11 protein-coding genes are annotated in these 13,074 nt (G+C 61.3%); 6 read left to right on the top strand and 5 right to left on the bottom strand.

Features of this window, described 5'->3' with window-relative positions; translation table 11 throughout:
* Positions 1–4 precede the first annotated feature (4 nt).
* From priB to ppsA, 3 genes are all read right to left on the bottom strand, one after another.
* Positions 5–295: a primosomal replication protein N gene (priB, locus tag RBT42_RS01185; RefSeq protein ID WP_320361816.1), complete on the bottom strand. Its 291-nt coding sequence runs from the start codon at positions 293–295 to the stop codon at positions 5–7.
* A 53-nt stretch (positions 296–348) separates the two neighbouring features.
* Positions 349–714 carry a 30S ribosomal protein S6 gene (gene rpsF / locus RBT42_RS01180; RefSeq protein WP_320361814.1) on the bottom strand — a complete coding sequence of 122 codons (366 nt, stop codon included), beginning with the start codon at positions 712–714 and terminating at the stop codon, positions 349–351.
* A 172-nt stretch (positions 715–886) separates the two neighbouring features.
* On the bottom strand, positions 887–3,292 hold the full coding sequence (gene ppsA, locus RBT42_RS01175) for a phosphoenolpyruvate synthase (RefSeq protein WP_320361813.1): 2,406 nt from the start codon (positions 3,290–3,292) through the stop codon (positions 887–889).
* 237 nt (positions 3,293–3,529) lie between these two features.
* Between ppsA and RBT42_RS01170 the strand changes: the two genes are divergently transcribed.
* The 6 genes from RBT42_RS01170 to RBT42_RS01145 all read left to right on the top strand — a co-directional run bounded on the left by RBT42_RS01170 (position 3,530) and on the right by RBT42_RS01145 (position 9,561).
* Positions 3,530–4,348, top strand: coding sequence for a pyruvate, water dikinase regulatory protein (locus tag RBT42_RS01170; RefSeq protein WP_320361812.1), 819 nt, complete (start codon positions 3,530–3,532; stop codon positions 4,346–4,348).
* The gene (locus RBT42_RS01165; RefSeq protein WP_320361811.1) at positions 4,348–5,259 is read left to right on the top strand and encodes a fused MFS/spermidine synthase; all 912 of its coding nucleotides are present in this window, start codon (positions 4,348–4,350) and stop codon (positions 5,257–5,259) included. The genes RBT42_RS01170 and RBT42_RS01165 overlap by 1 nt, the downstream gene beginning before the upstream one ends.
* Positions 5,260–5,509: 250 nt before the next feature.
* Entirely contained in the window at positions 5,510–6,166 is a 657-nt protein-coding gene (locus tag RBT42_RS01160; protein WP_320361809.1) for a GNAT family N-acetyltransferase, read from the top strand.
* Positions 6,167–6,374: 208 nt separating this feature from the next.
* The gene (locus RBT42_RS01155; protein WP_320361808.1) at positions 6,375–7,085 is read left to right on the top strand and encodes a PEP-CTERM/exosortase system-associated acyltransferase; all 711 of its coding nucleotides are present in this window, start codon (positions 6,375–6,377) and stop codon (positions 7,083–7,085) included.
* 3 nt (positions 7,086–7,088) lie between these two features.
* Positions 7,089–8,534 (top strand): hypothetical protein, encoded by a 1,446-nt coding sequence (locus RBT42_RS01150; RefSeq protein WP_320361807.1) that lies wholly within the window; start codon positions 7,089–7,091, stop codon positions 8,532–8,534.
* 160 nt (positions 8,535–8,694) lie between these two features.
* Positions 8,695–9,561: a PEP-CTERM sorting domain-containing protein gene (locus RBT42_RS01145; protein WP_320361806.1), complete on the top strand. Its 867-nt coding sequence runs from the start codon at positions 8,695–8,697 to the stop codon at positions 9,559–9,561.
* A 103-nt stretch (positions 9,562–9,664) separates the two neighbouring features.
* On the opposite strand, the gene gcvP is transcribed toward RBT42_RS01145, so the two are convergent.
* Entirely contained in the window at positions 9,665–12,568 is a 2,904-nt protein-coding gene (gene gcvP / locus RBT42_RS01140; protein WP_320361805.1) for an aminomethyl-transferring glycine dehydrogenase, read from the bottom strand.
* 92 nt (positions 12,569–12,660) lie between these two features.
* Positions 12,661–13,035 carry a glycine cleavage system protein GcvH gene (gene gcvH, locus RBT42_RS01135; RefSeq protein WP_320361804.1) on the bottom strand — a complete coding sequence of 125 codons (375 nt, stop codon included), beginning with the start codon at positions 13,033–13,035 and terminating at the stop codon, positions 12,661–12,663.
* Positions 13,036–13,074 lie beyond the last annotated feature (39 nt).

The following is a 13,074-nucleotide window of genomic DNA, read 5'->3' as shown; positions in this document are numbered from 1 at the left end:
GTGTTTAAACGATGTCGTTGAGTTCGGTGATGTGCAGCAGCACGCCACGTCCAGCACGCGGAGCCCCGAGAAAACCAGCCAACCCGAAGGTCACGCCTGTTTCTTGCCGGTTCAGCTTCTCGGCCATCGGGCCAAGCGCGACTGCCTTGATTTCCAGCTTGACCTTGCGGTTTTGCTGGGCCTCGGTCACCTCGGATTCGTGCTGAAGCACGAGGTCGAGGGCGGGCAGGCCGGCGGGGGTGTATCTCAGCGCTTTGCGTTCAATGATCTGTGCAGACAGCAGGACGCGGTTCATGCAGTCAATCAGTGAACGGGTGGACGCAGTGCCTAGACGCCTTGCGGCATCAATCAGGCAGCGGCTTGATCCTGCTGGGCCTTGCGGGCCTCTTCACGCTCAACTTGCTTCATCATCACGGAAGGAGCGGTCTCAGCCTTGTCCTTCAGCACGGTCAGGTGACGCAGCACGGCGTCATTGAACTTGAAGCCGGTTTCGATTTCAGCCAGGGTTTCCTTGCTGATTTCGACGTTCAGGCAGAGGTAGTGAGCCTTGGCCAGCTTGTTGATCTGGTAAGCCAGCTGACGACGGCCCCAGTCTTCAACGCGGTGAACCTGGCCACCGGTGGTGGTGATCAGGGTCTTGTAGCGCTCGAGCATGGCCGGCACTTGTTCGCTTTGATCCGGGTGGATCAGCACGATGATTTCGTAGTGACGCATGGAAACTCCTTGTGGATTCCAGTTGATGGAAGCCGTCGCGAAGCGTCAAACCCGCTGACGGCAAGGGCTGCCCCTGGTTTTAAGTCCCTGGGCAACATTCAGAAAACCCGCGATTATAGCAATGAAAACGCCACCCGTGGGTGGCGTGTCGCTCAAGAAAGCGAAGCGGGCCTTACTTGGCGGCCAGACGCTGCCAGGTTTCGACCACGGTGTCAGGGTTCAGCGAGAGCGAGACGATGCCTTCGGCAGCCAGCCATTCGGCGAAGTCAGGGTGGTCGCTGGGGCCCTGGCCGCAGATGCCGATGTACTTGCCTTGGGCGCGGCAGGCGGCGATGGCCCGCGAGATCATGGCCTTGACGGCAGGATCACGTTCGTCGAAGTCGGCGGCCAGCAACTCTAGGCCGGAGTCGCGGTCCAGGCCCAGGGTCAACTGGGTCAGGTCGTTGGAGCCGATGGACATGCCGTCGAAGTACTCCAGGAACTGTTCGGCCAGGATGGCATTGGAGGGCACTTCGCACATCATGATGACGCGCAGGCCGTCCTTGCCGCCCTTGGAGGCGCGCACCAGGCCGTGGTCGGCCAGCATGTTGGTGACACGCTCGGCTTGCTTCAAGGTGCGCACGAAGGGCACCATGATCTCGACGTTGGTCAGGCCCATGTCGTTGCGCACGCGCTTGAGGGCTTCGCACTCCATGGCAAAGGCTTCGCCGAATTCCTGGCTGATGTAGCGCGAGGCGCCACGGAAGCCCAGCATCGGGTTTTCTTCTTCCGGCTCGTAGCGCGAACCGCCGATCAGCTTCTTGTACTCGTTGGACTTGAAGTCCGACAGACGCACGATGACGGGCTTGGGCCAGAACGCCGCAGCGATCGTGGCGACGCCTTCGGCCAGCTTGTCGACGTAGAAAGCACGGGGCGAGGCATGACCACGGGCCACCGACTCGACGGCCTTCTTCAGGTCGTTGTCGATGTTCGGGTAGTCGAGGATGGCCTTGGGGTGGACGCCGATGTTGTTGTTGATGATGAACTCAAGGCGAGCCAGACCGACGCCGTTGTTGGGCATCTGGGCGAAGTCGAACGCCAGTTGGGGGTTGCCCACGTTCATCATGATCTTCAGACCGATGTGCGGCATCTCGCCACGGGTCACCTCGGTGACTTCGGTTTCCAGCAGACCTTCGTAGATGTAGCCGGTGTCGCCTTCGGAGCAAGCCACGGTCACCAGGGTGCCGTCGGTCAGGCGCTCGGTGGCGTTGCCACAGCCGACCACGGCGGGGATGCCCAGTTCACGCGCAATGATGGCGGCGTGGCAGGTGCGGCCACCGCGGTTCGTCACGATGGCGCTGGCGCGCTTCATGACCGGTTCCCAGTTGGGGTCAGTCATGTCGGTGACGAGCACGTCGCCGGGCTTGACAGTGTCCATCTCGGAGATGTTGTGCACGATGCGCACAGGGCCGGTGCCGATCTTCTGACCAATGGCGCGGCCTTCGGCCAGCACGGTGCCGGTGCCCTTGAGCTTGTAGCGTTGCTCGGCCTTGCCTTGCTGCTGGCTCTTCACGGTTTCGGGACGAGCCTGCAGGATGTAGAGCTTGCCATCGGTGCCGTCCTTGCCCCACTCGATGTCCATCGGGCGGCCATAGTGTTCTTCGATGATGACGGCGTAGCGGCCCAGTTCGGTCACGTCCTCATTGGTCAGGCTGTAGCGGTTGCGGGCTTCGACGGTGGTGTCGACGGTGCGCACCAGCTTGCCGGTCGCAGCCTTTTCTTCGGCCGAGGCGAACTCCATCTTGATCAGCTTGGAGCCCAGGTTGCGGCGGATGACGGCTTGCTTGCCGGCCTTCAGTGCGGGCTTGTGCACGTAGAACTCGTCGGGATTGACGGCGCCTTGCACGACGGTTTCACCCAGGCCGTAGCTGGAGGTGATGAAGACCACGTCCTGGAAGCCGGATTCGGTGTCGATGGTGAACATCACGCCAGCGGCGCCCAGGTCAGAGCGGACCATGCGCTGGACGCCGGCCGACAGGGCCACCACGTCGTGGGCGAAGCCCTTGTGCACGCGGTAGGAAATGGCGCGGTCGTTGTACAGCGAGGCGAACACTTCCTTCATCTTGTGGAGAATGTCTTCGATGCCAACCACGTTCAGGAAGGTTTCCTGCTGACCGGCGAACGAGGCGTCGGGCAGGTCTTCTGCCGTGGCAGACGAGCGCACGGCAAACGAGGCGTCAGGGTTGTCGCCGGCCAGCTTGGCGTAGGCGGTGCGGATGGCCTGCTCCAGGTCGGCGGGGAAGGGCTGGGCTTCGACCCAGCCGCGGATTTCGGCGCCGGCTTCGGCCAACGCACGCACGTCCTCGGTGTCGAGGGCGGCCAGACGCTGGCTGATGCGGTCAGACAGGCCGTCGTGCTTCAGGAACTCGCGGAAGGCGTGGGCCGTGGTGGCGAAACCGGTGGGGACGCGCACGCCATTGGGCAGCTGCGAGATCATCTCGCCGAGGCTGGCGTTCTTGCCGCCGACGACTTCAACGTCCTCGTTGCGCAATTGCTCGAAGGGAACGACCAGGGCGGTCGGCTCAAAGCGGTTGGTCATGTAAAGCTCCAGGATGGTGAAAAAATCTGGCGTTGCCTTGTCCGATGTCGCAAAGAGGCCTGGAGTTCTGTTTGTATGGCCTGGGTGCGGAAGAGCTGGGGCAGGGCATCAATGTGCGACATTGTACGGTCAGGCCTATGATCCGGCTTTGTCTGTTTCCAATTCCAGGGCGCGCAACTGGGAGGTTTCTGCAGGTGTGTCTTGCACCGCTGTCACCGTTCAGTGCCCCACCATTTCATGTCCGATCGCACCGTTTTCTTCATCTCCGATGGCACCGGCATCACCGCCGAAACCATGGGCAACTCCATCCTGGCCCAGTTCGCCATCAAGCCGCGTCACATCCGTCGCCCCTTCATTGACTCGGTGGACAAGGCCTACCAGGTGGTGCGCGAGATCAACGCCACGGGCGTGCGTGAGGGCAAGCGCCCCATCGTCTTCATCACGATGGCCAATGACGACGTGATGCCCATCCTCAAGACCTGCGAAGGCAAGGTGTTCGACGTGATCCAGACCTTCGTGCTTCCGCTCGAAGAGGAATTCAACATGAAGTCCAACCACCGGGTGGGACGTTTCAGTGATCCGAGTCAGGACCGGGGCTACAACGACCGCATCGAGGCGATCAACTTCGCCCTGGAGCACGATGATGGTCAGTCGGCACGCAGTCTGGACACGGCCGACGTGGTGCTGGTGGGGGTGAGCCGTTGCGGCAAGACGCCCACATCGCTCTACCTGGCCATGCAACACGGCATCAAGGCCGCGAACGTGCCCCTGATTCCCGAGGACTTTGACCGCGGCTTTCTGCCAACGATGCTCAAGCCCTACAAGAAGAAGTGCTTCGGCTTGACGATCGACCCGCAGCGCCTGAGCCAGATCCGCAACGAGCGGCGCCCGAACAGCAAATACGCCAGCCTGGAGAACTGCCGCTTCGAGGTGGGGCAGGCCGAGGCGATGATGCGCCGCGAGGGCATCGATTGGCTGTCGTCCACCCACAAGTCCATTGAAGAGATTGCCACCACCATCTTGCGTGACATTCGTCCTGATCGGTTGGTGTACTGATGCACCAAGCCTCCAAACCCCAGGTGCCGGCTGCGACCTTGCCTTCCCCTACCGTCGAGCAAGACGGGGAATCGGTCATCATGAGTTTTGACGAGACAAGCATCCAGAGCCGCATGCGGCTGGACGACCCGACTGCGCTGGACCTGGATTACAGCCGGGTGATGATGGCGTTTTTGCTGCTGCAGCCCCAGCCGGCGTCCATCTTGATGATCGGTCTGGGCGGCGGGTCCTTGGCTAAGTATTGCCATCGGCATCTGCCGCAGGCCCGGATCACCGTGGTGGAGATCAACCCCGAGGTGATTGCCGCCCGTGATGCCTTTCAAGTGCCTGTCGATGGTGAGCTGTTCTCCGTCGTTCAGGGTGACGGCGCCGCGTTTGTGAGCAGCCTCCCGCGAGACAGCTATGACGTCATCCTGGTCGATGGCTTTGGCCCGGGGGGTGAGCAGCCGGCGGACTTGTGCAGCCTGGCCTTTTACAAGGCGTGTCGTGCCGCCTTGCGAGCGTCTGGCGTCCTGATGGTGAATTTGCAGGACAAGGAGCCGCAGTGCAGCCGCCTGATCGGGCGGATCTGGCAGATGTTTGGGGAGCCAGTGGTGCCGCTGGAGGTGGCGTGCGGCGGGAATCTGGTGGTGCTGGCCGGCGATGACGGGGCGTTCAGGGCGTGCGCTGGCAATCTGCGGCGGCGCTGGCGTGCGTTGGATGCGGTGCATCAAGGCACGCTCGATGATGTTTTGCCTGGGCTGGAGGAGGAACTCAAGCCTTGGTGGACGCCGCCTGCGAGGGAGAAGCAACCCGTTGTCGGTGATGGGGCTGCGCCAGTCAAGCCGAAAGTGTCTGCGGCACCTGCTGACGCCAAGGGCACCTCAAAGAAGGCCGCCGTGCAGCGCAAGCGCTCGGGAGGCAGGCGCTGAGTGGCATGGTTGGGCTGTGAAAGCACGTGTAACCGCCATTCGGACAGGCGCCGTCGCCTCTTTTGCTGAGTAATCCGGCTTGTGTCGAGGCGGGAGAGGAGACACGAACCGTTACAGGGGTGCCCCTCTTTGGTGGGAATATCCGTTCAGCAGAACACCATCAGTGCGCTCTTCGCGCTGTCAACCATCGGCCTCAGTGCCAAGCGGTGGGGTGTTCATGGTTGACCTGACCCAACGGACGGAGAGTGTGATGAGCCTGAATGTGATCAAGCGGGAGCCCGGCTTGTCAGGCTTCGTCACTCGCAAAGTGGATCCTTTGCGTGACCTTGCTTTGATGCGCAAGGTGCACGAACTCAGGTTTCAGATTTATTGCCTGGAGCAGGGATTTCTGGATGCCGTCGATTACCCGGAAGGGTGTGAGTCGGACGAGCACGACCCCCACTCGTTTCACTTTGCCAGTTGCGACGATGACGGTGACGTGGCGGGGTATGTGCGCTTGGTTCGCCCTGACCCCATCGGCACATTCCCGTTTCAAAATCACTGCCTGACCCTGGAAGGGGAGGTATCACCTCCGGCGCATTTGTGTGCAGAAATCAGCCGCTTGATGGTGTCGGCCTCATACCGCCGACAGCCCGACCGGTCTCCCACGATTTTGTGCAACCTCTTCATGCAGATGCATGCGTGCAGTGTGCGTCATGGTGTCCGTTATTGGTATGCGGCCATGGAGCGCTCACTTGTTCGCGTGCTGCAGCGCATGCTGGGTATTGAGTTTCGGCAGATTGGGCCGGTCACCGATTACTACGGCCCGGTGGCGCCTTATCTCATTGATTTGCGCGAGGTCGAAGTGCGAATCAGGCAGCGACGTCCGGAGTTGCTGGGTGCCTTGCCCGAGCCAGAGATTTGCTGAGAATGCATTTTTCTGTGTTGTTCGTGAGAAATTTGCTTTACATTGATTCATGAACGTGCCTTGTACATGCTGTTACACTTTTGACGTCCGCCGGATGGCGTGAACATTCGGATGCGCAAGGGTGTCTGGGAATGTGAGAGGCGCTGCCCCAGGATAGCCAGTAACCTGTTGAATTCACTGGCCCACTCCACCAGAAAGCCGTTGTGCCATGAGTGCATCTACTGCAGAGCCTGTGAACTTCGCGCCTTACTTCACTGGCCGAGAGGTGCGCCCCGTGGAGGACGCCACCTTGATGGATCGGGCGTACCAACTTCGCCATCAGGTGTATTGCCTCGAGTGCCACTACCTGGAAGCAGCAGATTACCCCGACGGTCGCGAGCGCGATGACTGTGACATTCACTCATCCCATTTTGTCTCGCTTAACCTGCAGGACGAGATCGCAGGTTATGTGCGGCTGGTGCGTCCTGACGCCATTCAGACGTTTCCATTCCAGACCCATTGCGTTCAACTGCTTGAGGGGGTGTCTTTGCCGCCTGCTGATCAGTCGGCCGAGATCAGTCGCTTGATGGTGTCATCGCGTTACCGCCGTCGTCATGGGGACAAGCTGGCTGGCGTGAACGTGGATGAAGATCACCTGTCTGACCATGAGCGCCGGATCAGCTCTCCGCAGATCTTGCTGTGCATGTATCGTCAGATGTACCAGTACAGCCTGAAGCACGACATTCGCTACTGGTACGCAGCCATGGAGCGCTACCTGGCGAAAGCTCTCAAGGGCATGAACTTTGGGTTCGAGCAGATCGGTCCCTATACCGATTACTACGGGCCGGTGGCGCCGTTCCTGGGGGATCTGCGGCAACTGGAAGATGGCTTGAGCCAGTCGGCCCCCGCCTTGCTGGAGTGGATGCGCAGCGAGGCTTGAAGCATGAGTTGGTTGTCGTTGCTGCCTGAAGGGGCTGTGCGTAGACTGCGTCGGCTCATCCTGAAGATGGGGCGCGGCATGGATCCGCAGAAGATGATGAATCAGTCGCGACTCAAGGCTTCGCGGATGATTCAATATGCCGCCAGGCACAGTGCTGCTTACCGGACTTTGTTGCGTGAGCATGGCATTGATGACCAGGCCTTGCGTGAGCCGGTGGCATGGAACAAGCTGCCCGTTCTGACGAAGCAAAACACATTTGGCCGTTTTGCGCTGAGCGAATTGGCGCGTGATGTGCCGGCGAAGGATTTAGCCGATGTGCTGACCAGTTCCGGTCGTGGCGGTCGCAGTTTCGGCTTTCGACTGACTGAACGAGCACAGCACGAAGAGGGTTGGTTCGATATTGACCTGGGTCTTCAGGATGTCTTCGGTGTAGACCAGCAGTCGACCTTGCTGGTGAACTGCTTGCCCATGGGGGTCGTGTTCCGGTCCCGCGCGGTGGCAGTGGCCAATGTCAGCGTGCGTGAGGACATGGCGTGTTCCATCTTGCGTGACGTCGGACCGAGGTTTCAGCAGACGGTCCTGTGCACCGATCCATTGTTCATACGCGCCTTGCTCGACGAGGCAAAGGCCGCCGACGTGGATTGGCGTGTGCTCAACACCAGTGTGATCATCGGCGAAGAGAGCTTGGTGGAGTCGCAGCGTGACTACATCGCGGCGCGCATGGGCATTGATCTGGATGGTGACGACGCCCGGTTGATTGGGAGTTCGTTTGGTGTCGGCGAGCTGGGGTTGAACTTGCTTTTCGAGACGCGCGAAACGATCCGCATTCGTCGCTCGGCCTTGCGACATGCCGACATGGCGACGATTCTGGGGGTGACAGCTGCGGGTGAGGCCATGCCGTCTCTGTTTTGTTACAACCCCTTGCGCTCCCACATCGAGATCCTCGACCCGGGCCCGGACGGCTACGGGGAGATGTGCGTGACGATGCTGGATACACATGCGGTGATCCCGCTGCCCCGTTACACCACTGGCGACATGGCGCGTTTGCTGACGCCCGAAGAGGTGAAGGCGCTGTCTGAAAAGGCGATGACCGTGTCGCCGTGGTTGCCGATGGTGGCGGTCAGAGGCCGGATCAAGGACCGTCCGGATGGCATGCCATCGGTGGAGGGGGTGAAGGACTGCCTCTATCAGGATCACTCGCTGGCGGATCAGCTGACCGGCGCGTTCAAGATTGTGAAAGATGCGGGTGGTGTGGTTCGCGTGGTTTTTCAGGCGCGCAGTGATGCTGCAGCAGAGCATGGTGAAGTGCGTGGTCGCTTGTTGAGCCTGTTGCAGGCGCGCTGGAGCGCCGAGATTGTCGTTGAAGTGCTGGCGCCCATGGCGTTTCCCTGGCGGCCGGTGCTTGACCACGAGCGGAAGTTTGCATACCTGGATCCGTCGGCATCTTGAGTGTCGATTTACTTGACAGGCTCAGAGGCTTGAACAGGTGGGCGCAGAAAAATCTCTTATGACTCAATGGCTTGAGGTTTGCTTTTGTGGTGGCACGAAGCGTGCTTTTACTTTGGCGTTGAAAGCACAATTGTTAATCGTCCACAATTCAGGAGGTCAAATGACCGGATTCAAACTCAAGCAGACATTGGCTGCCGCAACTGTGGCTCTTGGATCGATCGGCGCTGCCAATGCAGCCATCGTTATTCAAAGTGGCGACTTCAAGATGACGATCGATTTGTATGACTCGGCAACGACGGGTTATACATCTAACTGCGGATCGGTCGCCGCTTGTGATGCTGCTTCTGGCATCGTGGCTGCGCCTGGCAGCGTCGGTTCGGTGAACACCAGCGCTGACACCATGGGTATCTTTTCGATTGCCTCCATCACCAGGTTGTCGAACGACACTCAGTGGTTCACCCGTGGTGTCAATGGCTATTTGACGGGCGTTTTCGGTAATCTGACTGATTACAACGTCACAGTCGGGGCAAATGAAACCACTGCCAATGCAATTGGCGGCACGTTTGACGTTTATTTCAATGCAACCAACTATGACTCGAGCTTGGGGCCTGTGGTGGGCGCAGGCAAGGATCTGAATGGCAATCTGTACCCTGGCATCACCAGTGGCGAGTTGTGGTTGAGCGGCATCTTTGTGCCGGGGGTTCTCTTTGGGGACGAAACCACAACGTTTTCGACCACATACAACAACCTGTCCACCAAAGGTGTCAGCAGTGGCTATTTGGATGTGACGGGGGGCAAGGAATTTGATGCGTTCAACAAAGACTCTGTCGTCGATATGAATGGTGTGAAACGCGACCTGTCGGCCACGTTTACCTACCAGCCACAGCCAATTGCTACGGCCAATGGTTGGACTGTGCAGTCCACCGGTGAGATCATCGGTGAGGTGCCGGAACCTGGCGCATTGGCGTTGATCGCCTTGGCCATGATTGGTGCAGGTGCTGCTACGACTCGTCGCAAGGCTGCTTGATCTGAGCTTTCAATGTGAGATGTTGCTGCTTCTGTGACGAGCAGGTGGTAGTAAAACAAAAGGCCCCATTCGGGGCCTTTTGTGCGTCTGGACGTTCGATGGCTCAGTTGTAGTCGCTGACCGGCACGCACGAGCAGAACAGGTTCCGGTCGCCATAGACGTTGTCCACGCGCCCCACCGGCGACCAGTACTTCTGCTTGCGCAGGCTGGCCACGGGGTAAGCAGCCAGTTCACGGCTGTAGGCATGCGGCCATTCAGCTTTCAACAGGCTGGCTGCGGTGTGCGGTGCGTTCTTCAGCGGGTTGTCGTCCTGCGGCAGCTTGCCTTGCTCGACCAGGCGAATTTCTTCACGGATGGCGATCATGGCGTCGCAGAAGCGGTCCAGCTCGGCCTGCGATTCACTCTCGGTGGGTTCGACCATCAGCGTGCCCGCCACCGGGAAGCTCAGCGTGGGTGCGTGGAAGCCGTAGTCGATCAGGCGCTTGGCCACATCTTCGGCGGAGACGCCGCTGGTTTCCTTCAGGGGGCGCAGGTCCAGGATGCACTCGTGGGCCACGCCGCCACCCTTGATGGTGGTGCTGCCACCACTGAAGTGGATGTCGTAGTGGTCGGCCAGGCGGGCGGCCACGTAGTTGGCGTTGAGGATGGCCACTTCGGTGGCGGTCTTCAGACCTTCGGCGCCCATCATGCGGATGTACATCCAGCTGATGGGCAGCACAGCGGCGTTGCCCAACGGGGCGGCCGACACGGCGCCAACTTGCGCATCGCTGCCGACACCGGCCGAGCGGTGGGCGGGCAGGAAGGGAGCCAGGTCTTCGACCACGCAGACGGGGCCGACGCCGGGGCCGCCACCGCCGTGAGGAATGCAGAAGGTCTTGTGCAGGTTCAGGTGGCTGACATCACCGCCGAATTGACCCGGGGCTGCCAGGCCTACCAATGCGTTCATGTTGGCGCCGTCGACATAGACGCGGCCGCCATGTTCGTGAACCAGCTTGCACAGCTCGGTGACGCGGGTTTCGAACACGCCGTAGGTGGATGGGTAGGTGATCATCACCGCGGCCAGGTTGGCGCTGTGCTGTTCGCACTTGGTCTTCAGGTCGTCGAGGTCGACGTTGCCTTGCGCGTCGCACTTGGTGACCACCACCTTCATGCCGACCATCTGGGCGCTGGCCGGGTTGGTGCCGTGGGCGGATTCAGGGATCAGGCAGATGTCGCGGTGGCCTTCGCCGCGCGACTCGTGGTAGGCCTTGATGACCAGCAGGCCCGCATATTCACCTTGCGAGCCGGCGTTGGGTTGCAGGCTGATGCCGGCGTAGCCGGTGGCTTGCGACAGCCAGGCGCACAGTTGCTCGTTGAGCAGTTCGTAGCCCTTGAGCTGGTCGCGCGGGGCGAAGGGGTGAATGTGGGCGAATTCCGGCCAGGTGATGGGGATCATCTCGCTGGTGGCGTTCAGCTTCATGGTGCACGAGCCCAGCGGGATCATGGTGCGGTCCAGCGCCAGGTCTTTGTCGGACAGGGCGCGGATGTAGCGCAGCATTTCCGTTTCGCTGTGGTGGGTGTTGAACACCGGGTGCGTCAGGTAGGTGCTGGTGCGGCGCAGGGTGGTGGGCAGACCCAAGGGCATGCCGTGCTCGAAGGCGGCGAAAGAGGGCAGGGCCTTGTCGCCAGCCAGCACGGTCCACAGGTCGATGATGTCGTTGCGGGTGGTGGTCTCGTCGAGCGAGATGCTGATGCTGTCGGCGCTCGCATCACGCAGGTTGATGCCCATGGCCACGGCCTTGGCCATCACGGCTTCGCGATCTTCGGCCAACACGTGAATGGTGTCGAAGTAGGTGTCGTGCACCAGCTTACGGCCCAGTGCCTTCAGGCCTTCAGCCAGGATGGCGGTGTAGGTGGCCACGCGCAGGGCGATGCGCTTCAGGCCTGCCGGGCCGTGGTAGACCGCGTACATGCTGGCGATCACGGCGGGCAGCACCTGGGCGGTACAGATGTTCGAGGTGGCCTTTTCGCGGCGGATGTGCTGTTCGCGGGTCTGTAGGGCCAGGCGGTAGGCAATGTCACCGTGGCTGTCGACGCTCACGCCGACCAGGCGGCCGGGCATGGAGCGCTTGAACTCGTCCTTGGTGGCCAGGTAGGCGGCGTGGGGGCCACCGTTGCCCATGGGCATGCCAAAGCGCTGGGTGGTGCCCAGGGCGATGTCGGCGCCGAGTTCACCGGGCGGGGTCAGCAGGGTGAGGGCCAGCAGGTCGGCCGCGACGATGGCCAGCGCGCCCTTGGCGTGCAGGGCATCGATGAGGGGGCGCAGGTCACGGATCTGGCCGTTGACGCCGGGGTATTGCAGCAGCGCGGCAAAGCAGTCGTTGGACTCCAGGTGGGCAGCCAGGTTACTGGCGTGCACCAGGTCCACGGTGATGCCCAGCGGCTTGGCGCGGGTCTGGATCACTTCCAGCGTTTGCGGGAAGACGTCGTGGCAGACGACGAAGCGGGTGGACTTGCTCTTGCCGCCGCGGGCGGCCAGGGTCATGGCTTCGGCTGCGGCCGTGGCTTCGTCCAGCATGGAGGCGTTGGCAATGGTCATGCCGGTGAGGTCGGTCACCATGGTCTGGAAGTTGACCAGGGCTTCCATGCGGCCTTGCGAGATTTCGGCCTGGTAGGGCGTGTAGGCGGTGTACCAGGCGGGGTTCTCGAGGATGTTGCGCAGGATGACGCCGGGGATGTGGGTGCCGTAGTAGCCCTGACCGATGAAGTTGCGCATCACCTTGTTTTGCTGCGCGATGGTCTTGAGCTCGGTCAGTGCCTGGGCCTCGGTAACGGGCGCGGGCAGGTCCATCGGGGCGGTGCGGCGGATGCTGGCCGGCACGATGCCTTCCATCAGCGCTTCACGCGATGCCACGCCAATGGCGCTGAGCATCTGGGCTTGTTCTTCGTCCCAAGGGCCCAGATGGCGGGCCTGGAATTCGTTCGCGTTCTCAAGTTCGGCGAGGGTGGGCAGGGCGGTGTTCGGCATGGTGGGCAACGGCGTCAGGCAGTGAATGCGGCCCCGCACCACTGGTGCGCGGGGCAGAGGCCATCGCAGGGCGCGATGGCGTCAGACGAGGCTCAGGCGTTCTTGAGCAGGTCGTCGTAGGCGGTGGCGTCCATCAGGGCGTCGAGTTCAGCGGGGTTGCTGAGCTTGACCTTGAAGAACCAGCCGGCGCCGGTGGGGTCGCTGTTGGCCAGCGAGGGGTCGTCGCGCAGGGCTTCGTTGACTTCGGTGATTTCGCCGGTGACGGGCATGTAGACGTCGGCGGCGGCCTTCACGGACTCGACCACACCGGCCACGTCCTTGGGGTTGAAGGTGGTGCCCACGGCAGGCAGGTCGACGAACACGACGTCGCCCAGGGCGTCTTGTGCGTGGTGGGTGATGCCGACGATGGCTGTGCCGTCAGCTTCGATTTGCAGCCATTCGTGGTCGGGCGTGTACTTGATGGTCATGGGAGACGTCCTGAAAATGGAAAAAGGTTGTGTTGCCGA

It is taken from the genome of Aquabacterium sp., assembly GCF_034003525.1.
Lineage (GTDB): Bacteria > Pseudomonadota > Gammaproteobacteria > Burkholderiales > Burkholderiaceae_C > Aquabacterium.
The sequence above is the reverse complement of the archived record's forward strand: the minus strand, read 5'-3'. Positions and strand labels throughout refer to the sequence as shown.